20 protein-coding genes are annotated in these 26,372 nt (G+C 72.0%); 11 read left to right on the forward strand and 9 right to left on the reverse strand.

Going from position 1 to position 26,372, the window contains the following annotated elements; genetic code table 11:
• On the forward strand, nt 1-2,291 hold a 2,291-nt coding region (locus CUC05_RS14200), incomplete at its 5' end, for an Ig-like domain-containing protein (protein WP_114476320.1).
• 3 nt (nt 2,292-2,294) lie between these two features.
• On the opposite strand, the gene CUC05_RS14205 is transcribed toward CUC05_RS14200, so the two are convergent.
• Complete coding sequence (locus tag CUC05_RS14205; RefSeq protein WP_157965568.1) at nt 2,295-2,933, reverse strand: hypothetical protein; 639 nt, start codon at nt 2,931-2,933, stop codon at nt 2,295-2,297.
• Nucleotides 2,934-3,024: 91 nt separating this feature from the next.
• Here CUC05_RS14205 and ilvA point away from each other — a divergent pair, with 91 nt between their 5' ends.
• Together ilvA and CUC05_RS14215 are read left to right on the forward strand one after the other, a co-directional pair.
• A complete protein-coding gene (ilvA, locus tag CUC05_RS14210) occupies nt 3,025-4,263 on the forward strand; it encodes a threonine ammonia-lyase (RefSeq protein WP_108666785.1) in 1,239 nt (412 codons plus the stop codon).
• A gap of 50 nt (nt 4,264-4,313) precedes the next feature.
• A complete protein-coding gene (locus CUC05_RS14215; RefSeq protein WP_108666786.1) occupies nt 4,314-5,360 on the forward strand; it encodes an LLM class flavin-dependent oxidoreductase in 1,047 nt (348 codons plus the stop codon).
• A gap of 13 nt (nt 5,361-5,373) precedes the next feature.
• Here CUC05_RS14215 and CUC05_RS14220 read toward each other — a convergent pair whose 3' ends face one another.
• Nucleotides 5,374-7,347 (reverse strand): protein meaA, encoded by a 1,974-nt coding sequence (locus CUC05_RS14220; RefSeq protein WP_108666787.1) that lies wholly within the window; start codon nt 7,345-7,347, stop codon nt 5,374-5,376.
• Between the two features lie 226 nt (nt 7,348-7,573).
• Here CUC05_RS14220 and CUC05_RS14225 point away from each other — a divergent pair, with 226 nt between their 5' ends.
• Nucleotides 7,574-8,431 carry a lysophospholipid acyltransferase family protein gene (locus CUC05_RS14225; protein WP_108666788.1) on the forward strand — a complete coding sequence of 286 codons (858 nt, stop codon included), beginning with the start codon at nt 7,574-7,576 and terminating at the stop codon, nt 8,429-8,431.
• Here CUC05_RS14225 and CUC05_RS14230 read toward each other — a convergent pair.
• Entirely contained in the window at nt 8,420-8,932 is a 513-nt protein-coding gene (locus tag CUC05_RS14230) for a hypothetical protein (protein WP_170128018.1), read from the reverse strand. The two genes, CUC05_RS14225 and CUC05_RS14230, sit on opposite strands and share 12 nt — an antisense overlap.
• A gap of 80 nt (nt 8,933-9,012) precedes the next feature.
• Here CUC05_RS14230 and CUC05_RS14235 point away from each other — a divergent pair, with 80 nt between their 5' ends.
• Nucleotides 9,013-10,743: a DNA polymerase gene (locus tag CUC05_RS14235; protein ID WP_170128019.1), complete on the forward strand. Its 1,731-nt coding sequence runs from the start codon at nt 9,013-9,015 to the stop codon at nt 10,741-10,743.
• Here the strand turns inward: CUC05_RS14235 and CUC05_RS14240 are convergent.
• Both CUC05_RS14240 and ald read right to left on the reverse strand, forming a co-directional pair.
• Nucleotides 10,648-13,569, reverse strand: coding sequence for a sensor domain-containing protein (locus CUC05_RS14240; protein ID WP_108666791.1), 2,922 nt, complete (start codon nt 13,567-13,569; stop codon nt 10,648-10,650). The two genes, CUC05_RS14235 and CUC05_RS14240, sit on opposite strands and share 96 nt — an antisense overlap.
• 229 nt (nt 13,570-13,798) lie before the next feature.
• Nucleotides 13,799-14,920 (reverse strand): alanine dehydrogenase, encoded by a 1,122-nt coding sequence (gene ald, locus CUC05_RS14245; RefSeq protein ID WP_108666792.1) that lies wholly within the window; start codon nt 14,918-14,920, stop codon nt 13,799-13,801.
• Nucleotides 14,921-15,064: 144 nt separating this feature from the next.
• Between ald and CUC05_RS14250 the strand changes: the two genes are divergently transcribed.
• A complete protein-coding gene (locus CUC05_RS14250) occupies nt 15,065-15,535 on the forward strand; it encodes an Lrp/AsnC family transcriptional regulator (protein ID WP_108666793.1) in 471 nt (156 codons plus the stop codon).
• Nucleotides 15,536-15,541: 6 nt separating this feature from the next.
• Here CUC05_RS14250 and CUC05_RS14255 read toward each other — a convergent pair whose 3' ends face one another.
• Entirely contained in the window at nt 15,542-16,177 is a 636-nt protein-coding gene (locus CUC05_RS14255) for a hypothetical protein (protein WP_114476321.1), read from the reverse strand.
• Between the two features lie 348 nt (nt 16,178-16,525).
• Between CUC05_RS14255 and CUC05_RS14265 the strand changes: the two genes are divergently transcribed.
• Nucleotides 16,526-17,527, forward strand: a complete 1,002-nt coding sequence (locus CUC05_RS14265; protein WP_108666796.1) for an oxygenase MpaB family protein — start codon at nt 16,526-16,528, stop codon at nt 17,525-17,527.
• Nucleotides 17,528-17,573: 46 nt separating this feature from the next.
• Here CUC05_RS14265 and CUC05_RS14270 read toward each other — a convergent pair whose 3' ends face one another.
• Nucleotides 17,574-17,858: a DUF427 domain-containing protein gene (locus CUC05_RS14270; RefSeq protein WP_108666797.1), complete on the reverse strand. Its 285-nt coding sequence runs from the start codon at nt 17,856-17,858 to the stop codon at nt 17,574-17,576.
• An 85-nt stretch (nt 17,859-17,943) separates the two neighbouring features.
• On the opposite strand from CUC05_RS14270, the gene CUC05_RS14275 reads away from it, so the two are divergent.
• Together CUC05_RS14275 and CUC05_RS14280 are read left to right on the forward strand one after the other, a co-directional pair.
• On the forward strand, nt 17,944-18,492 hold the full coding sequence (locus tag CUC05_RS14275) for an NUDIX domain-containing protein (protein ID WP_108666798.1): 549 nt from the start codon (nt 17,944-17,946) through the stop codon (nt 18,490-18,492).
• Nucleotides 18,493-18,636: 144 nt separating this feature from the next.
• The gene (locus CUC05_RS14280; protein WP_108666799.1) at nt 18,637-21,759 is read left to right on the forward strand and encodes a cell wall-binding repeat-containing protein; all 3,123 of its coding nucleotides are present in this window, start codon (nt 18,637-18,639) and stop codon (nt 21,757-21,759) included.
• Nucleotides 21,760-21,831: 72 nt separating this feature from the next.
• On the opposite strand, the gene CUC05_RS14285 is transcribed toward CUC05_RS14280, so the two are convergent.
• Both CUC05_RS14285 and CUC05_RS14290 read right to left on the reverse strand, forming a co-directional pair.
• Nucleotides 21,832-23,400, reverse strand: coding sequence for a flotillin family protein (locus CUC05_RS14285; RefSeq protein WP_108666800.1), 1,569 nt, complete (start codon nt 23,398-23,400; stop codon nt 21,832-21,834).
• Nucleotides 23,401-23,493: 93 nt separating this feature from the next.
• Nucleotides 23,494-24,009, reverse strand: coding sequence for a hypothetical protein (locus CUC05_RS14290; protein WP_157965569.1), 516 nt, complete (start codon nt 24,007-24,009; stop codon nt 23,494-23,496).
• A gap of 75 nt (nt 24,010-24,084) precedes the next feature.
• Between CUC05_RS14290 and CUC05_RS14295 the strand changes: the two genes are divergently transcribed.
• Together CUC05_RS14295 and CUC05_RS14300 are read left to right on the forward strand one after the other, a co-directional pair.
• Nucleotides 24,085-25,290, forward strand: coding sequence for an arginine deiminase (locus CUC05_RS14295; RefSeq protein ID WP_108666802.1), 1,206 nt, complete (start codon nt 24,085-24,087; stop codon nt 25,288-25,290).
• 73 nt (nt 25,291-25,363) lie between these two features.
• A complete protein-coding gene (locus tag CUC05_RS14300; RefSeq protein WP_108666803.1) occupies nt 25,364-26,371 on the forward strand; it encodes a potassium channel family protein in 1,008 nt (335 codons plus the stop codon).
• Nucleotide 26,372: the final 1 nt, after the last annotated feature.

A 26,372-nucleotide genomic window follows, 5' to 3' on the forward strand; every position in this document is an offset into this window, starting at 1 on the left:
GCGACGGCGTGGCGGTGGTCGTGGGCGGTCAGGTGCGCTACACGCCGGCTGGCGGGTTCGTCGGTACCGACGCCTTCGACTACCGGATCTGCGACGCCGACGGCACCTGCGCCTCGGCGCGGGTGACGGTGACGGTGGTCCTGCCCGACGCGCCGCCCGTCGCCAACAGCGACACGGCGACGACCCTGCGGGCCGTCCCCGTCGACATCGACGTGCTGGCCAACGACACCGACGCCAACGGCGACATCGACGTGGCCAGCCTGACCGTGGACCCTGCCCCCAACGGGACCACGTCGGTCGTGGGCGGGCAGGTGCGCTACACCTCGTCGGCCTCCTTCGTCGGGGTGGACCTCTTCGACTACACCATCTGCGATGACGCTGGGGCGTGCGACACCGCGTCGGTGCAGGTCACGGTCGACCCGACCGGTACGGCCCCCACCGCCAACGACGACACCGCCAGCACCGTTGAGGACACCCCGGTGCTGGTCGACGTGCTGGCCAACGACACCGACCCCGACGGCGACATCGACGACACGACGTTGGCGGTGTCCAGTCCGCCCAGCGACGGCGTGGCGGTGGTCGTGGGCGGTCAGGTGCGCTACACGCCGGCTGGCGGGTTCGTCGGTACCGACGCCTTCGACTACCGGATCTGCGACGCCGACGGCACCTGCGACACCGGGACCGTCACCCTCGACGTGACGCCGGCCGCCTCGCCCCCCAACGCGGTCGACGACACCGCGGCGACGATGCGCAACACCAGCGTCCTCATCGACGTGCTGGCCAACGACTCCGACCCCAACGGCGACCTCGACCCGAACAGCCTCTCCGCGGCCGACGGGACGAACGGCGCCACGACCATCGTGGGTGGCCAGGTCAGCTACGACCCCACGTCCGGCTTCACCGGGACGGACCAGTTCGACTACACGGTGTGCGACCTGCTCGGCGACTGCAGCACCGCGACGGTGCAGGTCACGGTGGCCCCGAACGGGTCGAGCCCGCCCACCGCCGTCGATGACGACGGCGGGACCATCCAGCGCGGAACGGTCGACCACCCCGTGCCCGTCCTGGCCAACGACACCGACCCCGACGGCGACCTCGACGCAGCCACGCTGGCCATCGTGTCACCCCCCTCGACCGGCGCGGCCAGCGTCAGCGGCAGCACCATCCTCTGGACACCATCGGACACCACGCCGAGGGGACCCACCACGATGACGTACCGGGTCTGCGACACCGCCGCTCTCTGCGACACCGCCACGGTGACCATCGTGGTTGTCGAGGACCTCGGTGCGGCCGCCGTGGTGGCCAACGACGACACCGCGACGGTCGTGCAGGGGATCAAGGCCCCGATATCGGTGCTGGCGAACGACCTCGCACCCGGCCTGCCCTTCGAGTACAGCACGCTGGTCCCCACCGACGGCACCAACGGCACGACCCGTCGGGTCGGGAGCAGGGTCGAGTACACCTCGGTCCCGACCTACACCGGTCCCGACTCCTTCACCTACACCGTGTGCGACGAGAACGGATGGTGTGACTCCGCGACCGTCGACGTCACGGTGGTCGCCGGCGACCCCGTCGTGGCGGTCGATGACGCCGAAGGTGCGACCACCGGCGTCCCGCACACCGTCGTGGTCACGAGCAACGACAACGACCCGGACGGCAGCCTGACCCTGGCCACCGTCACGATCGTCTCGCCGCCGTCGAGCGGCCGGGCCACGACCGTGGTGCAGCCGAACCGCAGCGTCCTCTACACCGCGCAGGGGGGCTGGGTCGGTGTCGACACATTCCGGTACCGGGTGTGTGACGTGCAGGGGTTCTGCGACTCCGCGACGGTGACGATGACCGTCGTCGCCGACGGTGGGCTGGTCGTCGAGGGAGGTGCCGCTGCGGTCGAACCCACCGCGGATCCGGTCGCCGGCCGGCCGACGCCGGAGCACGATCCCATGGGCCGGCCGTCCCCCGTCCCCACCGGGTCCGACCCCTCCGCGAGCGACGAACCGCTGGTGGACCCCGACGCGGTTGCCATCGCAGCCACGGACCCCCCGTCCCCCCCGACCGATGCCGAGTCCACGGCGCCGGGTCCCGGGCCGGACGGCGGGCCGGCGACAGCCGAGGACGCGCCAGTCGATGCGAGTCCCACGGACGCTCGGGAGCCAGCAGTGGACGTCGTCGACCCACCACCCGCGATGCCTGCCAGGCGTCAGGACGGGCGCGTCACGGGCCGACACACCCGCGGGCGTCGGCGACAGGCACCGGGCCGTCCGGGACCCAGCGACGACCCCATCCCGGACTAGCGGTCAGTCCTGCTGGGGGACCACGCAACCGCCGCCGAGGCGTTCCGCGCCGCCCGTCGCACCGGTGTCCACGCCGCACTCGGCGTTGCCGAGGTCGGAGTTGGTGACCCCGAACGCGGTCATGGTGTCCACCACGGCGCCGTCGGGCAGCGGGACGATCGCCCACGCGGCAGGGAGCTCGCGAGCTTGGGTCAGCATGCCGAAGGTCTCGCCGGCTGTCGTGCGCCCCTCGATGTTGACCACGTCCGGCGGCGTCGCGACGAGCAGGTAACCCGGGTCGGCGTCATCGGGGGCGTCGATCGCCCAGATCGGCTTCAGCGGATCGGGCTCGGCGCACGTTCGGTACGTCGTCCCCGTGCCGTCCTCGACCTCCGCGCAGACGCCGCCCGCGTCCCACACCGCCACGCCGACGACCTCGCCGCCGAGCTCCAGCGTGACCTCGACCGGGTTCTCCGGCGCGCTGAACCCACGGCTGCCGCCCATGCCGAGCTGGTCCTGCAGGCGCGGTGAGACCACGAGCAGCACCACGAGCAGGACCAGCAGGAAGACCATGGACATCACCACGAACGTCCGACCGCTGGTGGTGCGGATGTCGTCGGACCGGCGGCCGTTCTGGGCGGGGGAGCTGGGAGGAGTGGTCACGGCCCACATTGTGCCGGGGTCCGGGGTCCGGGGCCGGGGCGACCGGACGGGCCCATGCCGACGTCGACGACCGCCGTACCATCCCCGCATCATGACCAGCCCAGCCCTCGTCGACATCGACGACATCCGCGCCGCCGCTGACCGCATCGCGCCCCTCGTGCAGACCACGCCCATGGAGGAGTCCCGCGCGATCAGCAGCATGGTCGGCGGGCGCGTCCTGCTGAAGTGCGAGCACCTGCAGCGCACCGGCTCGTTCAAGATCAGGGGCGCCGCCAACCGGATCGCCTGCCTCTCCGATGCCGAACGAGCCGCCGGGGTCGTGTGCGCGAGCGCCGGCAACCACGCCCAGGGCGTCGCGCTGTCGGCGACACGGATGGGTGTGGAGTCCACGGTCTTCATGCCGGCCGACGCACCGCTGCCGAAGGTGGAGGCCACCCGTGGCTACGGCGCCCGGGTGGTGCTGACCGGCGCCAACTTCGACGAGGCCCTGGCCGCAGCCCGAGCCCACTGCGAGGAGGTCGGGGCCACCTTCGTGCCCCCGTTCGACCACGCCGACGTGATCGCCGGACAAAGCACCCTCGGCCTGGAGATGCTGGCCCAGGCCCCCGACATGGCGCAGGTGCTGGTCCCGATCGGTGGTGGCGGCCTGGTCGCCGGCATCGCCGCCGCCATCAAGGCGACCGCTCCCCACGTCCGGGTCATCGGCGTCGAGCCGGCCGGCGCCGCCAGCACCCGCGCATCCCTGGACGCCGGGCACCCGGTCACCCTCGACAGCGTGTCCACGATCGCCGACGGCATCGCCGTGAAGCGGCCGGGCGAGCTGACCCTGGCCCACATCGAGCAGCTGGTCGACGAGGTCGTCACCGTCAGCGACGAGGCCATCGCCCGGGCGATCCTGCTGCTCGTCGAACGTGCCAAGCAGGTCGTCGAGCCCGCCGGCGCCGCCGGCCTGGCCGCCCTGCTGGACGGGGCGGTCGAGACGCTGGAGCCCACCGTCGCGCTGCTGTGTGGCGGCAACGTCGACCCCTTGCTGCTGAACCGCATCATCCAGTCCGGCATGTACGAGGAGGGCCGCTACCTCGTGGTCACCACGCGGGTCGGCGACCAGCCGGGTGTCCTCGCCAAGCTCCTGACGTTGCTGGCCGAGCACCGGGCCAACGTCATCGGCATCGAGCACCACCGCCTGAACACCAAGCTCGGCGTGCAGGAGGTCGAGGTCCAGATCGAGATGGAGACCCGCGGCCACGACCACATCCTCGAGCTCGTCGAGAAGCTGGAGGTCGCCGGCTACCCGGTCGAGGCCGAGCTGCCGCCGGGCGCCCGGACCTGATCCGCCGGTCGGGAACACCAGCCGTCCCGCCCTGCGTTGGGCACACCGTGATGACACCTGACCCCACCCCCTCCGCCGAGCTCGGCGTGCCCCTCGGCGTGCTGGACCTGGCCACCGTGGCCAGCGGCAGCTCCGAACGCGACGCCCTCCGCCGGTCCGTCGCCCTTGCCCAGCACGTCGAGGCCCTCGGCTACAGCCGCATCTGGGTGGCCGAGCACCACGGCATGCCGGCCGTCGCCTCCTCGGCCACCGACGTGGTCATGGCGCACCTCGCCCAGGCGACCGCCACCATCCGGGTCGGATCGGGCGGGATCATGCTGCCCAACCACGCCCCGCTGATCGTCGCCGAGCGCTTCGCCACGCTCGAGGCGTTCCACCCCGGGCGCATCGACCTCGGCATCGGCCGGGCACCGGGCACCGATCCCCGAACCGCGTGGGCGCTGCGTCGCGACGAGGCGGCCCCGCAGGGTGAACGGTTCGTGGAGGAGATCCAGGAGCTGGTGCGGTTCTTCGACGGCGACTTCCCCCGCGGCCACCACCTGGAGGGCATGCAGGCCGTCCCCGGTGCCGGCCTGCGTCCACCGCTGTGGCTGCTGGGGTCCTCGACGTTCTCCGCCCAGGTCGCGGCGCTGCTCGGCCAGCGGTTCGCCTTCGCCTACCACTTCGCCCCGGACGCGCTCGACGATGCGCTGGCGGCCTACCGCCAGTCCTTCCGCCCCTCGGCTGACCTGGCCGAGCCGTACGCGATGGTCGCGGTCACCGTCGTCTGCGCCGACACCGACGAGGACGCCCAGCGCATGGCGTTGTCAGGGGCCCTGTCGATGGTCCGCCTGCGCAACGGCGACCTGCGCCCGCTGCCGAGCCCCGAGGAGGCGCTGGCCCATCCGTGGGACGACCGCGAGCGGGCGGTGGCCGACAAGGTGATGAGCACCTGGGTCGTCGGCACCCCGGATCGCGTCGTCAAGGGCCTGCAGGCCCTCGCGGACCGCACCGCCGCCGACGAGCTGATGATCGCCGGTCACGTGTGGGACGCCGAGCTGCACCGACGGTCCTACACGCTGCTGGCCGAGGCCGCCGGGCTGGCCCCGGCGGCGTAACCCCTCGAAGGGGTTACCGGGCCTTGACCAGGTCGGCCATCTCCGCGATCAGGCGGCTGACCTCGAAGTCCTTGGGGGTGTAGACCGCGGCGACGCCGGCGGCACGCAGCGTCTCGGCGTCGTCGGTCGGGATGATCCCGCCGACCACGACGGGGATGTCGGCGGCGTCCTCGGCCGCCAGCCCCTCGAGCACCTCGGGGATCAGCTCCCCGTGGCTGCCCGACAGGATCGACAGCCCGATCAGGTGCACGTCCTCGTCGACGGCCGCCCGGACGATCTGGCCTGGGGTCAGGCGGATGCCCTCGTAGATGACCTCGAACCCGGCGTCGCGGGCACGGACGGCGATCTGCTCCGCACCGGAGGAGTGGCCGTCCAGCCCGGGCTTGCCGACCAGCAGGCGGACCTTGCCGCCCACCCGCTGCTCGGCGCGGGCAACCGCCTCGCGGGCGGCCTGCAGCGCGTCGGCCCGTTCGGCGGGGGCCGCGGCGGCGGCGCTGACGCCGGTCGGGCCGCGGTAGGTCCCCCACTCGTCGCGCAGGGCCTGGGTCCACTCGCCGGTGGTCACCCCCGCCTTCGCGGCCGCGATGGAGGCCGGCATGACGTTCTCGCCGGCGGCCACGGCACGGCGGAGCTCGGTCAGGGCGGCCTCGACCGCGTCGTCGTCGCGTTCGGCGCGGAACGCCTCGAGCCGCTCGACCTGCTCGGCCTCGCTGGCCGGGTCGACCTTGAGGATGCCGCCGTCGACGCCGGTCATCAGCGGGCTCGGCTCGGACTCGGTGAAGGCGTTGACCCCGACGACGACCTGCTCGCCGCTCTCGATGCGGCGCATGCGCTCGGTGTTGGAGCGGACCAGCTCGGCCTTCATGTAGTCCACGGCCTGGACCGAACCGCCCATCTCGGTGACCCGGTCGTACTCCGCGCGGGCGGCGTCGGCGATCTCGGCCGTCCGCGCCTCCATCACGTGGGAGCCGTTGAACAGGTCGCCGTGCTCCAGCAGGTCGGTCTCGTTGGCCAGGATCTGCTGCATGCGCAGGCTCAGCTGCTGGTCCCACGGGCGGGGCAGGCCCAGCGCCTCGTTCCAGGCGGGCAGCTGCACGGCGCGGGCGCGGGCGTCCTTGGACAGGGTGACCGCCAGCATCTCCAGGACGATCCGGGCGATGTTGTTCTCCGGCTGCGCTTCGGTCAGGCCCAGGGAGTTGACCTGCACGCCGTAGCGGAAGCGCCGGTACTTGGGGTTCTCCACGCCGTAGCGGTCGCGGCCGAGCTCGTCCCACAGCTGGGACATGGCACGCAGCTTTGCGATCTCGTCGACGAACCGGATCCCGGCGTTGACGAAGAAGGAGATGCGGCCGAACACGCGGCCGAGCTCCTCTCCCTCCACCCCGCGGGAGCGGATCTCGTCCAGCACCGCCGTGGCGGTCGCCATGGCGAAGGCGACCTCCTGCACGGGCGTGGCCCCGACCTCCTGCAGGTGGTAGCTGCAGATGTTGACCGGGTTCCAGTTGGGGACCTCGTCGACCGTGAACGTCACGACGTCGGCGGTCAGGCGCAGGGATTCGGCCGGCCCGAACACGTAGGTGCCGCGGGACAGGTACTCCTTGATGATGTCGTTCTGCGTGGTGCCGCGAAGGACGGCCCGGTCCACACCGGTCTCCTCGGCGGCCGCGATGTAGAGGGCCAGCAGCCAGGGGGCGGTGGCGTTGATCGTCATCGACGTGTTCATCTCGCCCAGCGGGATGCCGTCGAAGAGGGTGCGCATGTCGTCGATGGAGCAGACGGGCACGCCGACCTTGCCGACCTCACCGCGGGCCAGGACGTGATCGGCGTCGTAGCCGGTCTGGGTCGGCAGGTCGAACGCCACGCTGAGGCCGGTCTGGCCCTTGGCGAGGTTGGAGCGGTACAGCTCGTTGCTCGCCTTGGCAGAGGAGTGTCCGGAGTAGGTCCGCATCAGCCACGGACGGTCCTTCTCGCGCGGCTCGCTGCTCATCTGGGGGCCTCCTGGTGCGTGGCTACCGGTCAGTAGCCATCATCGTGGCCGCTGCCCGGCCGCGCCAATCAGCCCCGATCGGGGCCCAACCCACCCATCCGTGGTCCAGGCCCCGATCGTGCCGCTGCCCACCGCACCGAGTCCACCGGATCGTGCCCGTCCTCGCGCCGGGACGAGGCAGGCCCCGATCGTGCCGGTCCGCGCGCCGGCGGTACGCTGCGCGGCCATGGAGCCCGTCTACACCCCCGTCATCGGCATCTTCGTCAGCACGTTCAAGGTCATGGGCTGGAAGGTCGTCGTCGAGGACGCCCACCACGTCCCGCTGGAGGGGCCGGCGGTGCTCGCCAGCAACCACATCGGCTACCTCGACTTCGTGTTCGTCGGCTACGGCGTTCGCGAGCGCAAGCGCCTCGTGCGGTTCGCCGCCAAGAAGGAGGTGTTCGACCATCCGGTGTCGGGCCCCCTCATGCGTGGCATGAAGCACCTTCCGGTGGACCGCGACGGCGACGTCAACGACATCATGGAGCAGGCCCACCAGCGGCTGCAGCAGGGGCAGCTGGTCGGCATGTTTCCCGAGGGCACGATCAGCCGGTCGTTCATGCCGAAGTCGGCCAAGACGGGGACCGCTCGCATGGCCATGCGAGCCGGGGCACCCCTCATCCCGGTGGCCGTCTGGGGCTGCCAGCGGATCATGACCAAGGCGGTCAAGAAGAACGTCCAGCGGGGACTGCACATCGTCATCAAGTACGGCGAGCCGATCGCCTACGAGCCAGACGAGGACCCTCGCGACGTCACCAAGCGGATGATGGCCGCGATCACCGACATGGTGGTCGACCTGCAGGACCGCTACCCCCAGGCACCTGCCGACGACAGCGACCGGTGGTGGCTCCCCGCGCGGCTCGGCGGCACCGCCCCGACCCCGGAGGAAGCCGAGCGCATCGCCCGTGAGGAACGGATCGCCCGTCGGGCCAAGCGGCGAGCGGCCCGCGAGGAGGCGGCCGACAGCGCCGACCCGGTCACGACCGAGCCGTCCGCCGAACGACCCGTCGATCCGCCCGAGGACGCCGCCGGGTCAGCCGGCTGACACGGAGTCGACCACCAGGTTGGTCCCGACCTGGCAGAACGTGGCCATCCCCTCGTCGACGATGCCGGTGACCTCCACGGCGTCGCCCTCCCTGGCGATCACGTTGCCCTCGGCGTCGGCGATGACCCGGTTGGCCTGGTCGATCGCCACGTCGCTGCGGGTCCCGGCGATCAGCTCGTACCGGGTGCCGTCGTCGCCGTCCAGCCAGAAGCAGCCGCCCTCGATGTCCCCACCGCCCAACGTGCCCGTGTACGTCCGCGCGCCCGGGGCCGGCGGGGGATCGGCCGGGGTGTCCTCGGTGGGGCCCTCGCTGGACGGTTCCTCGGGGGGTGCGCTGGCGGGCGCCTGCGCCGTCGACGTCGCCGACTCGGAGACCGACACGTCGTCGTCCCCGTCACCAGCCGTGTCGCTGGACGCGCACCCGGCGGCGAGGACGGCGAGCAGCAGCAGCGACCCGATCAGCAGGCGAGCACGGCGCGGAGGGGTGTGGGGAGCGGTCATCGGGGGACAACGTCCTTTCGTGGCTGCGGGGCGGGAGGCCCGTCGAACGGTCCGACGCCGGTCGGGGTCGGGTGGTTGCCGTGGATGACGTGATCCTGGCCACCAGCGCCGACGACGTGGCCGGCTGGCTCTCCCGCGCCCAGCATGCCCCCTTCCTTGCCGTCGACACCGAAACGACCGGCTGGGACCCGTGGGTCGACGACCTCCGGACCGTGCAGGTGGCCGCCGACCCGGGCCTGCCCGTCCTGGTCCTCGACGTCGCAGCCGTCGACGTCGCCGCGCTCGGCGACATGCTGGCCGACCCCGGCATCCTCAAGGTCTTCCACCACGCGGCGTTCGACCTGCGGATGCTCTGGCGGGCCGGCCTGACCGTGCGCCGGGTCGCCGACACCATGCTGTCCCAGCAGCTGCTGGACGCCGCCGTGCCCGACCCGGTCGGCGCCAGCCTCGAGGCGATCGCCGCCCACCGCCTGGACCGTCGGCTGGACAAGTCGATCCGCACCACGTTCGGCAACGCGGGCCTGACCCAGGCGCAGATCGACTACGCCGCGGAGGACGCCCGGGTGACATGGGACGTCTTCGCCCAGCAGACCCGCGAGCTGGTCGCCGGCGGCCTGGTCGATGTGGCGCGCTGCGAGTTCGACGCCGTGGCGCCACTCGCCGCCATGGAGCTGCGGGGTATCGCCATCGACGTCGACGCCTGGCGGGACCTCGTCGCCACCGTCGAGGTGCAGCTGCCGGCCCTGCACGATGCCGCCCAGGCTGCGATGGTGACCGAGGAGTCCCCCCGGACCCTCTTCGGCCCCGAACCGGTCAACCTCGACTCGCCCGAGCAGGTGACCGAGGCGCTCCGGCGGGTCGGCATCGACGTGGCGTCGACACGCGAGTCGGTCCTGCGCGACCACGCCGAGCACCCCGCAGTGGCCACCCTCCTGGCCTACCGGCAGGCCGCCAAGATCGTCCAGGGATGGGGTGGGGACTGGTTGGCCCGAGCGGTGCACCCGGCGACCGGCCGCATCCACGCCCGGGTGCGCCAGATGGTCGGCACCGGCCGGATCGCCCACAGCGACCCCAACCTCACCCAGATCCCCGCCGACCCGGTCTACCGACGCTGCTTCGTGGCCGAACCCGGCCACGTGCTGGCGGTCGCCGACTACAGCCAGCAGGAGCTCCGGGTGCTGGCGGCGGTGTCGGGGGACGAGGCCCTGACCGACGTCTTCCGGCGCGGCGCCGACCTGCACGTCGAGACGGCGGCCACGGTCTTCGGCACCGCCGTGGACGACGTGACCGACGAGCAGCGGAAGGCGGCGAAGGCGCTCAACTTCGGGCTGATGTACGGCATGGGCGCACGGGGGTTCGCGCGCTCGACCGGCACGACGGTCGAGCGGGCCCAGGAGGTCATGGACGCCTACTTCGCCGGGTACCCCTCGGTCGCGGCGTGGCTGCGCCGTACCGAGTCGATCGCGCGGCGCCACCACGTCGTGCGGACCCCGCTCGGTCGCGCCCGCCACCTGCACGAGGCCGGCACGCTGGCCCGCAACGCGCCGATCCAGGGGGCCGGGGCGGACATGACGAAGCTGGCGGTCGCGGAGGTGGACCGACGGCTTCGTGACCGGTTCGGCGACGACCCCTCGGCCCCCATCGGGCTGGTCCTCACCGTGCACGACGAGCTGGTCGTGGAGGCCCCGGCCGAGGCCGGTGAGGAGGCTGCGGCCCTACTGGTGGAGGGGATGCTCGCGGCCGGCGCGGCGATCCTCGGCGAGGTCCCCGCTGCCGTCGACGTCGAGCTCGGCCGGTCCTGGGCGGGATGAGACCAGCTCCACCGGGCCACGCCTGGCGAACGCGGCGAAGGCGGTTGGCGTCAAGGGCTCGCTGAACAGGTACCCCTGCCCGAGCCGACAGCCGAGGCTGCGAAGGGCGTCGAGCTGGTCGACCGTCTCCACTCCCTCGGCCACGGTTCGCAGGGCGAGGGCATCGGCCAAGCCCTGTACGGTGGCCACGATGGCGTCGTCGGCCGGGTTGGTGCCGAGGCCACGGACGAAGGCCGCGTCGAGCTTGAGGACGTCCACGGGGAACCGGCGCAGCTGTGCGAGGGAGGAGTACCCGGTCCCGAAGTCGTCGACCGCCACGCGAACGCCGAGCTCACGGAACGCGTTCAGCTCGGCTCGGGCGACGGCCTCGTCGGTGGCCAGCGCACGTTCGGTCAGCTCGACGAACAACGAGTCGGCCGGCAGCCGCATCGCCTTCATCATCGCGGCGGTCCGCTCGGCAAGGTCACCGTCCACGAGCTGCTGTGCCGACAGGTTGATGCTGACGCTCAGGTGCGGCGGCATCGTCGTGTCGGCATGCCATTCGCCGGCCTGCCGGATGGCCTCCGCCAGGACCCAGGAGCCGAGCGGCCGGATCAGGCCCGTGTCCTCGGCCAGGTCGATGAAGTCCCGTGGGGACAGCACGCCGAGCTCGGGATGCGCCCAGCGGACCAGCGCCTCACAGCCGATCGTCCGTCCGGTCACGAGGTCGAGGACCGGCTGGTAGCGCAGGCGGAGCTGGCCGGTCTCGATCGCCACGCGCAGGGCCTGCTCGGCGACCAGCGTCGCGGGGCTCGACCGTCGGTCGCGGGCGTCGTACATCTGCACGCGGTTCTTGCCGAGGTCCTTGGCGCGGTACATGGCCTCGTCGGCGCGAGAGATGAGCTCGGTGGGGCTGTCCTCGGGGCGGCTGGTGGCCACGCCGATGCTGAAGGACAACCGGACCTCCTGGCGTTCGTTGCCCTCCACCGTGATCGGTGCATCGAGCACCCCGCGGATACGTTCGGCGAGCAGCAGCGCGGCCGACGGATCCTCCACGTCCGAGGCGAGCACCAGGAACTCGTCGCCGCCCACCCGTGCGGCGACGTCACCCGACCGCAGGATGCCGCCGAGGCGGATCGCGACCTCGCGCAGCAGCTGGTCGCCGGCCGCGTGCCCGTAGGTGTCGTTGACCCCCTTGAACCGGTCGAGGTCACAGAACAGGACGGCCACCGACGACTCGCTGTGCGAGGCGGTCGCCATGGCTCGCGTCAGCGCCTCGTTGAAGTGGGCCCGGTTGGGCAGGCCGGTCAGCTGGTCGTGGGAGGCGGCGCGTGCCAGCCGACGCTCGACGGCCTTCTGGGAGGAGGTGTCCCTGGCCAGCATGGAGAGGCGGTCGATGCGGCCGACGGCATCGCGGTGGGCGATGACCACGAGGGACACCGGTCGGGTGGCGCCCTCGCTGGTCACGATCTCGGCGTCACCGGACCACGAGCCGCGGGCCGTGGCCACGGGCAGCGCAACCTCGCACAGCCGCTTCCACCCGGACGGCCCGAACAGACGGCCCGCGTGGAGCGTCACGAGATCCGCCGTGCGGTTGCTGCCCATCATCTCGCGTCCGGCGGGGTTGATGAACCGCACCGATCCGTCGGGGTTCAGGATGGCCACGAGGTCGGTCGTGCCGGCGACGACCGTGGCCAGCAACGTCGTGTGCTGTCGGGCGGTGACCTCGTTGGTGGTGTCCTCCACCGTCCCGACCCAGCCGCGGCCGTCGGATCCCGCGACCGGCGCCATCCGCAGGTGGATCCAGCGTTCCTCGTCGTCGGGACGGACCAGCCGGTAGTACCCGCCGACGAACCCGTGGGACGCCTCGACCTCCTGCGCGGTCCAGCTGCTGCGATCGACCTCCAGCTGCAGCCGGTCCTCGGGGTGGACGAACTCCCAGAGCCGGCCGTCCAGCAGGTCGCGATGGCTGAGTCCGGAGATCTCCGCCAGCCGCTTGTTGGCGAAGGTCCAGTTGGACCCCGTCAGGGCGAAGATGCCGACGGGGGAGGACTCGGTGACGGTCTCCAGCAGCCGCTCGTTGCGGACGACCTCCTCCTCCACGAACCGTCGATCCGTGACGTCCCGCATGGAGACGTCGAGCTCGAGGATCTCGTTGCCGCGGCGGGAGGACCGCGGCTGGACGGTCACGTCGACCCAGGCCTCACGGCCCTCGCTGGTGATCAGCCGGGCCGTGATGGCTCGGGGCGCGCCCGTGGCGACGACCTGCTCGACGGCGGCACCGATCCCGCTGCGGTCCTCGGGATGGACGATCGCGGTCAGGTTGCTGCCCACCACGCCGGCGGTGCCGTGCCCGAGCAGCCGGTACAGCGCCGGGCTGGCGTGGGTCACCAAGCCGGTCAGGTCGGTGCGCACCACGATGTCGGAGGCGTGCACCGCGAGCATCTCGTAGTCCGACTCGCGTCGGGCCAGGGTGTCCTGCAGGACCGCCACCTCCGTCAGGTCGACCAGGGAGCCGGCCACGCCGCCGCCGCTCGGGTCGAGCCCGAGTCGGACGGTCCGCCGGCTTCCCGTCGGACCGGTGACCTCCAGGACGCGCTCGACGTGGTCGTCGACGGTCAGCCCGTGCAGCGCCCCCGGCTCGAACCAGGACTGCCAGTGGGGATCGGTCCCGACGAGGGCGCGGCATGCGTCGTTGCGCCACTGCACCCGGCCGTCGGCGTCGGCCCAGAACAACCCGGTGGGCGAGAGGTCGGCGAGCGTCGAACCCAGCTGCCGGTCGGTGAGGAGGTGCCTGCGCAGCAGCAGGCCGGCGGTCCCCACCGCTCCCACGAGGATGCCCAGCATGGCCGTCGTCCCGGAGGCGACGACGATGGCGGCTACGGCGACGAGAAGGGCAGGTACGACCGGACGTCCCGGGTTGCGGGGCTCCGACGCCTGCTCGTGCGACCGAGTGGTTGACGGGTCGATACGTGACAGTCTGTACGGGTTTCGGCGCGTTTCGTATGGCCCGCTCGGACCATTGTCGCGTCCCGTCGGTACTAGTTCCCTCCGTGTCCCGTCGCCGGGAACCGACTCAGGCCCGGGTGATCGCCGTCATGGGGTCGATGTAGTCGTAGCCCAGGTCACGGGCGACGGAGGGCTCGGTCACCATGCCGCGGTGCACGTTGAGGCCGTGGGCGATCAGCGGGTCCTTGGTCAGCACCTCGCGGTAGCCGTGGTCGGCCAGGCGGATCGCGTAGGGCAGGGTCGCGTTGTTCAGCGCGAAGCTGGACGTGCGCGGCACCGCGCCGGGCATGTTCGCCACGCAGTAGTGCACGACCCCGTCGACGACGTAGGTCGGGTCGGCGTGGGTGGTGGCCCGCGAGGTCTCGAAGCACCCGCCCTGGTCGATGGCCACGTCGACGAGCACCGACCCTGGACGCATCTGCGACACCATCTCGGCGGTGACCAGCTTGGGGGCACGGGCGCCGGTGACCAACACCGCACCGATGACGAGGTCGGCCGACAGCACCTCCGCCTGGAGGCTTGCGCCGGTGGAGTACACCGTCCGCAGCGACGGACCGAAGCGGCGGGCCAGGCGCTCGAGGACGCCGAGGTCACGGTCCAGGACGGTGACCTCCGACCCGAGCCCGTTGGCCATCTCGATGGCGTTGACGCCGACGACACCGCCGCCGATCACCACGGTCCGGGCCGGTGCCACACCGGGCACGCCGCCCAGCAACACACCCGCGCCGCCCTGGGAGACCTCCAGCGCGTGGGCCCCGGCCTGCACGCTGAGGCGGCCGGCGACCTGGCTCATCGGGGCGAGGAGGGGCAGCCGCCCGTCACGGTCGATGATGGTCTCGTAGGCGATGCAGGTGGCACCGCTCTCGACCAGGTCGGCGGTCTGCTCGGGGTCCGGCGCCAGGTGCAGGTAGGTGAAGAGCACGTGGTCGGCGGTCAGCATCGCCCGCTCCTCGGCCTGGGGCTCCTTGACCTTGATGATCATCGTGGACTCGCCGAAGACGGTCTTGGCGTCCGGCGCGATGCTGGCCCCACCCTCGACGTAGTCCTCGTCAGCGGCGCCGATGCCGGCGCCCGCGCCGGACTGGATCAGCACGTCGTGCCCGTGTGCCACCAGCTCGGCCGCGCTCTCCGGGGTCAGCCCGACACGCCGTTCGCCGCTCTTGATCTCCGTGGGTACGCCGATGCGCATCGTGGTTCCTCCTGGGTCGTCGCCGTTGCGGGTTCACCGTACTGACGGCGGGTGTGCAGGGGATTGCCAATCGAACGGTCGGAGGGCCGCGTTCGTGGACGATTCTTGCGCCAACACGGCGATCTGTCGAATGATCTGTCGTCCATGATCGATCGAATAGACGAAGCCATCCTTCGTGCGCTCCAGGACGACGGTCGGCTGAGCAATCAGGCCCTGGCGGACCGGATCGGGCTGTCGCCGTCCGCCTGCCTGCGTCGGGTGCGTCGACTCGAGGACGACGGCGTCCTGACCGGCTACCGGGCCGTCGTGGACCCCCATGCCGTCGGTCGGTCCCAGACGGTGCTGGTCGCCATCACCCTCCAGAGCCAGCGGGTCGAGCTGCTCGATGCCTTCGAGGCCGCTGTCGTCGGCTGCCCGGGACTGCGGTCGTGCCACCTGATGGCCGGGCAGGCCGACTACCTGCTGCGCCTCGACGTCGACGGGGTCGCCCACTACGAACGCATCCACCGCAGCTACATCGCCGGGCTGCCGGGTGTGACCGACATCGTCTCGACGTTCGCGCTGCGGACGGTCGTCGACGACGCGCCGCTGCCCGTGTCGGCGGCAGGGGAGTAGCGCGGGTCAGGCCGCGTCGACCGAGACCCGGCCGAGGCCGGTGGTGGCACCGCCGTCGCCGACAGTGCCGGCGAGCAGCACGTCAGCCACCGCGCCCACGGGGCTCGGACCGTCGGCCACCCACGCGGTCAGCGTCCCCTCCTCATCGTCCGAGGCATCCAGATCGTCCGGGGTGTCCAGCCGCACCGCGGTGGGCCGGCGGGTCAGCGGGTGCACGAGCAGCCAGACCTCGCGGTCGGACGGCGTGGCGCCGCTGGCGACCAGGGCCGCCCTGATGGCGTCGGCCACCGACGTGCCGTCGCCGGCCCCTCGCCGGGTGACGCCCCCGTCCTCACGGGCCAGGCTGACGTCGACGACACCCTCGGCGTCGAGGTGGGTGCGCAGCCCGGTCACCGCGGTGGCCGGTGCCGGCCGCGCGACGGCCAGGCCGGTCAGCCCGACGGTGCGGCGGACGGCGGCGAGCACGTGGTCGAGGCGGCCGCCCGGCACCTCCACCCACAGCACGACCGTCGACGGGTCGGGGGTGGCACAGCCGAGCACGGTGCAGGCACGCCCGTCGACGGCCAGCAGGAGGCGCGTCAGGGTCCGGGCCTCACCGCGATGGCGGACGAGCAGCGTGTGGAGCCGAGGGGTCTCTCGCATGGGGGTTCTCCGTGGGTGGAGGGCCGTGTCTGCGGCAGGGAGAACCGGTGCGTCGGTGTCCGGGCCGCTCGCGCAGCCCGGTGGATCGCTGGGCTACGTGGCCGAGCGAATAATGCGCGCGAAGACGCTGCTGTAACGGCAGTCGTCGGTGAGGTGGAGGTCGCGCACGTCCCAGAGCCTACGCCGTCCGCGCCCCGGCACACCACTCGGTGTGTCGCCCCACCGCGACGGGTGGCCGTTTCGCCGACACGGTGGCGGGGTGCGGTGGCCGGCCAACCCCGTGTGTGTCGCCGAACCGCGACGGGTGGCCGGTTGGGCGACACGCGTGGGTGGCATGCTGGGCAGCAGATGTCCGTGCTCAGCCGCGCAGCCGCTCGCCTTCCCCAGGTGCCCGTGCCGCTGCTGTCACCGCTGGCCAGGGGGTGGCTGCGCCGGTCGTTCGGTGAGCCGCCGCTGGACACCTCGGCCCCGCAGGGCGACCGCGGGCTGCTCGGCCCGGACTCGGCCTCGTGGCGGCTCTACGCCGACACCGCGTCGATCGTCGGGGGCATCCGGTCGTTGCTGGTCCAGCTGACCCACCCGCTCGCGATGGCCGGCGTCGCCGAGCACTCCCGGTACCTGGAGGACCCGCTCGGGCGGCTTCGCGACACCTCCGCCTACGTCGCCGTCACCACGTTCGGTGCCACCGGCGAGGCCCTGCGCATGATCGCCGCCGTCCGCGGGGCACACCGACGGGTCGTGGGCACCGCGCCGGACGGGCGGCCCTACGACGCCAGCGATCCCGAGCTGCTGACCTGGGTGTCCGTGGCCGGCACCGTCAGCTGGCTGCGCAGTGACGCGGACTTCGCCAGCGACCCGCTGTCGGCGGCCGACCGCGACCGCTTCGTCGCCGAGCAGGCTCGTATCGCTGCCCTCCTCGATCCCCGCGTCGACCCGACCGTGCTCCGTGCCCACCCCGACCCGGCGCGGGCGCTGGCCGACGGGAGCATCTCCCTTCCCCTCGTGGAGGAGGGATGGCTGCCAACCACGGAGGAGGAGCTGGAGGACCGCATGGCGTGGTTCGCGCCTCGTCTGGCGGTGGGTCCGCAGGGGCGGGACACCCTCCGGTTCCTGCTGTGGCCGCCCGTCGACCCGGTCCTGCGGTTGGGCTACCTGCCGACGCTGGCCGGGGCGATCGGCTCCCTCGACCCGGGGACGCGCCGGCTGCTGGGCCTGCCGCTCGGGGCCGGGGCGTCCGGTGTCATGCGGCTGCAGTCCGAGCTCGCCCTGATCGCGCTCCGCTCGACGCTGGCGGGCCCGTCACCCAACGCACGGACGGCGGCACGCCGGTCGGCGCCGGCCGCCGCCTGAACCCGCCGACCCGCACTGCCCGACCCGCACTGCCCGACCCAAACGGTCAGTCCGTGACCTGCACGCCGTTCCAGAAGGCGAAGTGGCCGGTGATCTCGGTGGCCTCGGGCTTGGGCTGCGGGTAGTACCAGGCACCGTCGGCGGCCTGCTGGCCGTCGACGACCACGCTCTTGTACTTCGCGTTGCCCTTCCACGGGCACACCGAGGTGGTCGCGGAGTCGACGAGGTACTCGGCCTTCACCGAGTCAGGCGGGAAGTAGTGATTGCCCTCCACCACGACCGTGGTGTCGCTCTCGGCGATGACGGCACCGTTGAAGATGGCCTTCGGCATGTCGAACCCTTTCGGCGAGCTGTCGAGTGACGGTCCAACACCCCGGTCGCTGGGGCTATTCCGTCACGCCGCGTAAGGTGCGTCCGTGCCCCTCTCCACCAGCCCCTGGACGATCGTGGCCTCGCGCGAGGTCTACGCCAACCCGTGGATCACAGTTGTCGAGCACGACGTCATCCGACCCGACGGCAAGCCCGGCCTGTACGGGATCGTCCAGTCCTCGCTGGCCGTCGGCGTCGTCCCGCTGACCGAGGAGGGCAACGTGGTGCTCGTCGGTCAGTGGCGGGTGCCCTTCGACGCCTGGTCGTGGGAGATCCCCGAGGGTGGGACGGGCGCGGACGAGGACGGGCTGACCGCGATCCAGCGCGAGCTGCGGGAGGAGACGGGGTACGTCGCCCAGGAGTGGGCGCGGCTGGGGCCGACGGTCCACCTCAGCAACTCCCACACCTCCGAGGAAGCCGACATCTACGTGGCGCGAGGCCTGACGCAGGTGGGTGCCGACCCCGACGGCGACGAGGTGCTGGAGGTCATGGAGGTGCCCGTCGAGACCGCGCTCGCCATGGTCGACCGCGGTGAGATCACCGACTCGATCACCGTCATCGCCCTCCTGCGACTCGCCCGGCACCACGGGGTGTGATCCTCGGCAGCGGTGGTTTCATTACGGATCGGTGAGGTGTCACACAACGGACCGTTCGGGGACTAGGTTCCGTGGTGTTGAGGGACGCATGCCACCCGAGGGAGGGGGCGGTTGTTGGCGTGCGCACGGACAGAGGGAGACACCATGAGACTGCTACGAATCCTGCTCGCGCTCGGCCTGCTCGGGGCGGTGCTGACCCCGGCAGCGGCGTTCGCACAACCGACGGTGGACGGCACCACCTACGTCGTCGACACCACCGCGGACGGCCCCGTCGACAGCCCCACGGGCTGTGCGGCACCCGGCGGCGACACCTGCACCCTCCGCGAGGCGGTCCTCGAGGCCAACACCAACGCGCCCGGCACGACGGACCTGATCGTCTTCGACGCCGCCGTCTTCCCACCGAGCGGGTCGACCACCATCGCGCTGACCGAGGGCGGCAACAGCCCCGGCGAACCCGGGCCGAACGCCGCGATCGGCGACCTCGACATCCTCGGCGACCTGGTGATCCACGGTCCCGGCGTCGTCGTCGACGCGTCGACCTTCGAGGGCAGCAACCAGACATTCGCGGGGGAGGGCCTGATCGGCGACCGTGCCTTCGACGTCAGCACCCCCAGCGAGTCGATGGACCGCAGCCGGGCCGGACTCCCCACGAGCCCGGTGGCCGTGGTCATCCAGGGCCTGACGGTCACTGGCGGCACGCTGTTCTCGGGTGACGGTGCCGGCATCCGAGTCACCGGGTCCTGCGCCGACCCGTCCGCGGTCAGCCTGACCCTCCGCGACGTCGTCCTGGAGGACAACGTCGTGGTCGCCGACTCGGGGAGGGGCGGCGGCCTGGCCGCGTTCGGCGCCGATGTCACCGTCGAGGACTCCACCATCCGCGACAACGCGGCCGTGCGGGGCGGCGGGATCGCCTCGTCGGCGTGCGGGGACCTCGTCGTCAGCCGGTCGACCATCACCGGGAACGAGACCAACCTGCCGAGCGCACGCCAGTTCGTCACCTCCGCCGGAGCAGGGATCTGGGCGTCGTCGGGGCTGACGATCGATCGATCGGTGATCAGCCACAACGGCGACCCCGAGGGCGGGGAGCCCGAGCAGGGCGGCGGCATCCATGTCAGCGAAGCGGACTCCACGGGCCCCGTCGCCATGCGGATCACGGACAGCGTGATCGAGGGGAACCGCTCGTGGGGCGAGGGGGGTGGCCTCTGGGTCGGCAACCGCACCTACAACGATCCCGCGGCCGGTGACATCATCGAGGGGACCCTCTTCCTGGAGAACTCCAGCGGGGACGGCGGCGGCATCTTCAACCAGGACGCTGCCGGCACGATCAACAACAGCACCATCGCGTTCAACCGCGCGTACGCCGGCGCCGGCGTCATGGTCGTCGCGGGCAACGGCCAGACCACCGCCGGGTCGTCCTTCGTGGACCTGCTGCACACCACGGTGGAGGGCAACCAGCGACCCATGGCTTCACCGGAGTACGCCGGCGCGACCGCACAGCCGGCGTCCCTGGAGGTCCGCGATGACGGCGGCGTCGCCGTCATGGGCTTCTTCAACTCGATCCTGCAGTCCTCGGCCACGCCCGATCCGACCTGCATGGGCCCGAGCACCTCCTCGTTCTTCTCCCTCGGTGGGAACTCCGACGACGACGGCACCTGCGAGCTGACGGCCCCCAGCGACGCCCCGTCGACCTCCCAGGACCTTGCCGGCCTCGCCCCCAACGGCGGCCCGCTTGCCGGCGATGCCGGCGAGCCCGTGCAGAGCATGGCGCTGCGACCCGGCAGCGAGGGCATCGATGCCGGCGCAGCGCAGGTGGACAGTCCGACGTTCGCCCAGGCGCCGTTCATTGCGTGCGGTCAGGCGGGCAGCGCCGGCGAGACCGACCAGCGCGGGGTGTCGCGTCCCCAGGACGGTGACAGCGACGGCACGGCGGTCTGTGACCGCGGTGCCTTCGAGGTGCAACCCCGGACCGTCCCCACCACCCCCACGACGGTGGACGTCGAGCTCGACAAGGACGGGCCGGGCAACGTCCTGATCGGTGACGAGGTCGTGTTCACCGTGACGGTGACCAACATCCGCAACACCGCCGCTGCCGTGGTGGTGACCGACACCATCCCGGCTGGCCTGGCGTTGGTCGGGGCCTCCGCGCCGTGCACGACCAGCGGCGCCACGGTGACCTGCGACCTGGGGACGCTGTCCGCCGGGGCGTCCCGGACGGTGACCATCACCACCATCGCCGAGGCGGAGGGCACGATCACCAACACCGCGTGCGCCAGCACGACCAGCAACGACTCCGACCCCAGCAACGACTGCGGTGACCACACGGTGGAGGTCATGCAGGAGACCGAACGCGTCGAGGGCCCCGAGCGGATCACCACCGCGGTGGCCGGATCGCAGGTCGCCTTCGGTGACGGGGAGGCGGACGCCGTCGTGCTGACGCGCAGCGACGACTTCCCCGACGCGCAGGCCGGGACGGCCCTGGCCATCGCCCGCAACGCCGCGTTGTTGCTGACCCAACCCGATGCCCTGGCGCTGGCAAGCGAGGACGAGCTGCTCCGCGTCATGAGCCCCGGCGGCACCGTGTACCTGCTGGGCGGGACAGCTGCACTCGGCCAGGCCGTGGAGGACCGCGTCGTCGAGCTCGGCTACGTGGTCGTGCGGCTGGGTGGCAGCAACCGGTTCGCGACCGCGACGGCGATCGCGGCGGAGCTGGGTGACCCCGGCACGTTGCTGTTGGCCGACGGTGGGGACTTCCCGCATGCGGTCGTGGCGGGAGCCGCCGCGGTGGTGGCCGGGGACTCCGACTTCGACCAGACCGGCACCGTCGGTGCGGCCGTGTTGCTGACCGACGGCGCGACGGTGCCGCCGGAGACCAGGGCGTACCTCGACGGACGCACCGACACCCCGGAGGTCGTGCCGATCGGCTCGCCGGCTGCCGAGGCGTTCCCCGAGGAGGCGGACGCGATCGTCGGTGGTGACGCCTACGAGGTGTCGGCCAACGTGGCGGCCGCGTTCTTCGACGGCCCCTCGGCCATCGGTGTGGCGACCGGCGCCAACTTCGCCGACGCCCTGACGGGCGGCTCGGTGGTCGGTCGGCCCGATGTCGGGCCGGGACCGATCCTGCTGACGGGGGCCGACGCCCTGCCGGGCAGCGTGGCCGACTACATCACCTCCATCAGCGACTCGGTGGGACGGGTGCTGGTCTTCGGTGGCACCGCCGCCATCGAGGCGTCGGTGGAGGAGGAGATCCAGGCCATCCTGGCCGGCTGATCCCCGAACCCGTGCTCGTGGCAGCGGCCGGCCCCACCCCGGGGCCGGCCGCGGTCGTCCGGGAGGGGCGCCCTACCCCTCGTCGTCGAACAGGTCCTGCGGGCGAGGCGCCAGGTCGACGTCGTCGTCGGTGTCGCTGCCGGCCATCGCCTCGAACGCCGGGGCCAGCGATCCCGACTTGCCGATCCGCGACAGGATCTGCTTGAGGTCCACACCGGTCAGCGAGGTCCCGATCGTCAGGCCCTGCTCGAGGTTGGACGCCACCGACTGGGCCATCTTCGACGCACCGTCGGTCGACACGATCGTCATGGAGTCGACGTTGGACAGCGGTTCGCTGGCTGCACGGACGAGCTCGGGGAGGATCCCGGCGATCAGCTCGATGACCGCTGCCTCGTTGTAGGACTGGAAGGCATCGGCGTTCTTCTGCCGTGCCTCCGCCTCGGCCTGGCCGCGCGCCAGGATGGCGGCACCCTCGGCCTCACCCTCGCGCTGGACGGCATCGGCGATGGCCTGGCGGCGGGCCTTCTCGGCCGCACCACGCTTCTCGCCCTCGATCGCCTCGGCCTCCGCCAGCGCGGTACGACGGGCCCGTTCGGCCTCACCGGACAGCCGGGCCTGCTCGGCCTCGGCCTCGGCCCGGGCGATCGCCGCGGCCTTGTCGGCCTCGGCGTCGCGGATCGCCGCGGACTTGCGACCCTCCGCCTCGGTCTCCACGCGGTATCGCTCGGCGTCGGCCGGCTTGCGGACCTCGGTGTCGAGCTCGCGTTCCTTCAGGGCGGCGCGCTTCTCGGCCACGAGCTCCTGCGCCTGCAGGACGTCCTGGTCCTTGGCCGCCTGCGACAGCGGACCGGCCGCGCGGGCGTCGGCCTCGGCGGCGTCGGTCTCGGCCTGGATCTCGGCCTGCTTCAGCCGCAGGGTCCGCTGGGCGATGGCGATCTGCTCCTCGGCCTTGAGGCGCTCCTCCTCCGACGCCTGGCGGGCCCGCGCCTCGGCGATGGCCGCCTCCATCTCCACGCGTGCGCTCTCGGGACGACCGAGGTCCTGCAGGTAGTCGCCCTCGGCGCGGATGTCCTGCAGCTGGAAGGTGTCCAGCGCCAGGCCCTGGTTGGTCAGCGAGGTCTCGGCCTCCTCGGCGACCGCGCTGGCGAACGCCGCACGGTCCTTGATGATCGCGTCGACGGTCAGGCGGCCGACGATCGCACGCAACGAACCGGCGAGGACCTCCTGGGTGAAGACCTCGATGCCGCCCTGCTGGTTGAGGAAGCGCTGTGCTGCCGCGCGGATGGCGTCGTCGGTGCCACCGACCTTGACGATCGCCACACCCTCCAGGTCGCACTTGATGCCCTGCGCGGAGATGGCGCCGCTGATGGCGACGGGGATGCGCCGCGACGACAGGTCCAGCACGTGCAGCTTCTGCACGACCGGCAGCACGAAGGTGCTCGCACCGATGATGACCCGCTGGCCCGACAGGTCAGTGGAGACCTCACCGGTCTCGGGGTTGCGGACGGGTGACCCGCCCTTGCGGCCGGTGATGATGAACGCCTGGTTCGGCCCGGCCACGCGATACCGCGAGACGACGAGCAGGATGACGAGCACGGCAAGGGCGATGAAGCCCCCGCCGCCGATGAGCAACAGATCCATGTTGGCTGACTACCCCCTTGGGTTGGGCACGGGCGGTGTGCCCACGACGGTTCGGGTGGACGGGAGGACTGGGCATCGGCGAACGTGCAGCGCTCAGCCGATCTCTATCTCGGAGCGGATGACCAGCACCGAGGTGGGGGAGAGGACGTCGACGACGACGACCTCCACGCCGGGATCGATGGGTTCCTCCGCGCGGGCCGACAGCTTGAGCGGATGGCCGTGTCGGCTGACCCGCACCTCGCCCAACCCGCCGTCGGGGATGCGGGTGATGACCTTCCCCAGCGCCCCCCGCAGGTCCGAGGACGTCGGGGTGGCGTCGGTGGTGACGTTCATCAACGACCGGGACAACCACAGCGCCAGCCCGCCCATGGCAACGCCGGCAGCACCGCCACCGCCGAGGACGACGACCTGGCCCAGCCCGGCGCCGTCCAGCAGGAACGCCCCGAACCCGAAGGCCGACAGGAACCCGCCGATCACCTCGGTGGAGAAGAACCCGCCCGCGGAGTCGACCCCGATCGCGTCGAAGACCCCGTCGAGCAGCTCTCCGCCGACCAGCCCGACGACGAGCAGCACGGCTCCGAGCACACCCAGCAGCAGGAACAGCTCCACGGCAGCCACGCTACAGGAGTTGCCGTCGCCGTCGCAGCCACCCCCGCTGGAGGCCGGCCGGTACGCTGCCGTGTCATGAGCGTCTCCAGCGAAGTCGGCCGCCTGCGCGAGGTCATCCTCCACCGTCCGGGGTTGGAGCTGCGGCGCCTGACACCCGCCAACAAGGACCAGCTGCTGTTCGACGAGCTCGTCTGGGTCGGCAAGGCCCAGGAGGAGCACGACAGCTTCGCCAAGGTGCTGGCCGACAACGGCGTCACCGTGCGGCTGTTCGCCGACCTGCTGACCACGGTCGTGTCCGATCCGGAGCTCGCGTCGGCGCTGATCAGCCGCCGGGCCACCGTCGACACGTGCGGGGTGGAGCTCGTCGACCGCGTGCACGGCTACCTCAGCGACCTGCCGCCGGCCGAGCTGGCCGAGCACCTGATCGGTGGGGTCACCGTCGACGAGGTGCCCGGCGCCGGTGACGGGTTCGTCGGCGGCGTGCTGGGGGCGACGGCGTTCCTGGTGCCGCCGTTGCCCAACTCCGTCTTCACGCGCGACCCCAGCGCCCACGTCTACGGCGGCCGGGTGCTCTCGCCCATGCACAAGCCGGCCCGCCAGCCCGAACGCCTGCTGTGGTCGACGATGTACGCCCACCACCCCGAGATGTCGGGCCGTCCCGTGTGGTACGGCGAGGACCAGCGCGACTACTTCCCCGCCACCATCGAGGGCGGCGACGTGCTCGTGCTGTCGGAACGCGCCGTCGCGGTCGGGGTCAGCGAGCGCACCTCGCCGATCGCCGTGGAGAACCTGGCCGCCAGCCTGTTCGAGGCCGAAGCGGTCGACTTCGTGCTGGCCGTCGAGCTGCCGATGGGGCGCGGGACGATGCACCTCGACACCGTCATGACCCAGGTGGACCGCGACGCGATCGTGGTGTGGCCGAAGCTGCCGAACGTCTCCCGGGCCCACCGGATCGAGCCGGGGGCCAGGGGCAAGATGAAGGTCACCGAGCAGCCCGACCTGCTGCGCGGCATCGCCGACGCGATGGCCACCGACGAGCTGCGGGTCATCACCACCGGCGAGGACGAGGTTCGCGCCGACCGTGAGCAGTGGGACGACGGCAACAACACGCTGGCCATCGCCCCCGGTGAGGTGATCGCCTACGAACGCAACGTCGACACCAACCGGCGGCTGCGCGAGGCCGGCATCACCGTCCACGAGATCTCCAGCTTCGAGCTGCCCCGTGGCCGCGGCGGCCCCCGCTGCATGTCCTGCCCCGTCGACCGCGACCCGGTGGCCTGACGCCGGTGACCTGACTCGGTTGCCCGACCCTCCCGCGTTTCGAGGGGGGTGCTCGGGGGGCAAGCCTTATGCCATGGCCCACACCGTCGCGGGAGTGCTGCTGCTCGTCGGACTGCTCGTCGACGTGGTGGCCACGACCGTCGCGAGCGGGCGTCCCGGTGGCTGGTTCAGCCGGCGGACGGGACGGGCCCTGTGGACCGCGATCCGCACGGCGGCCCGTGGCCATCAGGGCGTGATGGAGCTCGGGGGCCTCGTGGTGGTCGTCGGCCTGCTCGTCCAGTGGCTCGTCGTCGCCCTCGCGGCCTGGTGGCTGGTCCTGCTCGGCACGGGCGACGTCGTGGAGGCGACCACCGGCCGTGCGGCGTCGGCACTGGAATCCCTGTACTACGCGGGAGTGACCTTCTCCACGCTCGGCAACGGCGAGTACCTCGCCACGAGCGCCGGCGGGCGCGTCGCGACGGTGGTGGCGTCCGTCAGCGGGATCGTCCTCCTCACCCTGTGCATCACCTACCTCGTCCCGGTCATCAGCGCGGTCTCCCTCAAACGGCGAGTGGCCGCGCAGATCACCGACCTCGGGCCCACCCCCCACGACGTCGCCCGGCGACTGCTGTCGGAGGCCGGGACCAGCCAGCAGGTCGACGTCACGCTCGAGCTGTCCACGCACATCCGCACGCTCACCCAGCAGCACTACAGCTATCCCGTGCTGCACTACTTCCACAGCCGCCACCGCAAGACCGCCCTGGCCGTGGCCCTGGGGATCCTCGACGACGCGCTGGTGCTCGTCGAGCTGGCACAGGGACGCGACGAACCGCCGATCCACCTGCACCTCCTCGACACCGCCATCGAGGGATTCCTCGACGCGCTGGCCCATTCCTTCATCGAACCGGCGGACGAACCGCCTCCGCAGCCGACCGCCGAGGACCTGCGGAGCCTGGTCGGCAGCGGCGCCCTGCCGACGACCACCGACATCGACGGCCGCTACGGTTCGCGCCGCGAGCGGCGCCGACGGCTGAAGGGGTTCGTGCACGACGACGGCTGGTCGTGGGACGACGTCGCTCGTCCCGAAACGGCGCCGGCCTGAC

Source organism: Euzebya rosea, assembly GCF_003073135.1.
Taxonomy (GTDB): Bacteria; Actinomycetota; Nitriliruptoria; order Euzebyales; family Euzebyaceae; genus Euzebya; species Euzebya rosea.

What these genes read in the sequence shown, in the direction of transcription:
- CUC05_RS14300 (WP_108666803.1), top strand. Translation starts at nt 25,364, where the DNA reads ATGGCCCACACCGTCGCGGGAGTGCTGCTGCTCGTCGGACTGCTCGTC.
- ald (WP_108666792.1), bottom strand. Translation starts at nt 14,920, where the DNA reads ATGCGCATCGGCGTACCCACGGAGATCAAGAGCGGCGAACGGCGTGTC.
- CUC05_RS14270 (WP_108666797.1), bottom strand. Translation starts at nt 17,858, where the DNA reads ATGCCGAAGGCCATCTTCAACGGTGCCGTCATCGCCGAGAGCGACACC.
- CUC05_RS14240 (WP_108666791.1), bottom strand. Translation starts at nt 13,569, where the DNA reads ATGCTGGGCATCCTCGTGGGAGCGGTGGGGACCGCCGGCCTGCTGCTG.
- CUC05_RS14250 (WP_108666793.1), top strand. Translation starts at nt 15,065, where the DNA reads ATGATCGATCGAATAGACGAAGCCATCCTTCGTGCGCTCCAGGACGAC.
- CUC05_RS14295 (WP_108666802.1), top strand. Translation starts at nt 24,085, where the DNA reads ATGAGCGTCTCCAGCGAAGTCGGCCGCCTGCGCGAGGTCATCCTCCAC.
- CUC05_RS14285 (WP_108666800.1), bottom strand. Translation starts at nt 23,400, where the DNA reads ATGGATCTGTTGCTCATCGGCGGCGGGGGCTTCATCGCCCTTGCCGTG.
- CUC05_RS14230 (WP_170128018.1), bottom strand. Translation starts at nt 8,932, where the DNA reads ATGACCGCTCCCCACACCCCTCCGCGCCGTGCTCGCCTGCTGATCGGG.
- ilvA (WP_108666785.1), top strand. Translation starts at nt 3,025, where the DNA reads ATGACCAGCCCAGCCCTCGTCGACATCGACGACATCCGCGCCGCCGCT.
- CUC05_RS14225 (WP_108666788.1), top strand. Translation starts at nt 7,574, where the DNA reads ATGGAGCCCGTCTACACCCCCGTCATCGGCATCTTCGTCAGCACGTTC.
- CUC05_RS14280 (WP_108666799.1), top strand. Translation starts at nt 18,637, where the DNA reads ATGAGACTGCTACGAATCCTGCTCGCGCTCGGCCTGCTCGGGGCGGTG.
- CUC05_RS14220 (WP_108666787.1), bottom strand. Translation starts at nt 7,347, where the DNA reads ATGAGCAGCGAGCCGCGCGAGAAGGACCGTCCGTGGCTGATGCGGACC.
- CUC05_RS14265 (WP_108666796.1), top strand. Translation starts at nt 16,526, where the DNA reads ATGTCCGTGCTCAGCCGCGCAGCCGCTCGCCTTCCCCAGGTGCCCGTG.
- CUC05_RS14215 (WP_108666786.1), top strand. Translation starts at nt 4,314, where the DNA reads ATGACACCTGACCCCACCCCCTCCGCCGAGCTCGGCGTGCCCCTCGGC.
- CUC05_RS14255 (WP_114476321.1), bottom strand. Translation starts at nt 16,177, where the DNA reads ATGCGAGAGACCCCTCGGCTCCACACGCTGCTCGTCCGCCATCGCGGT.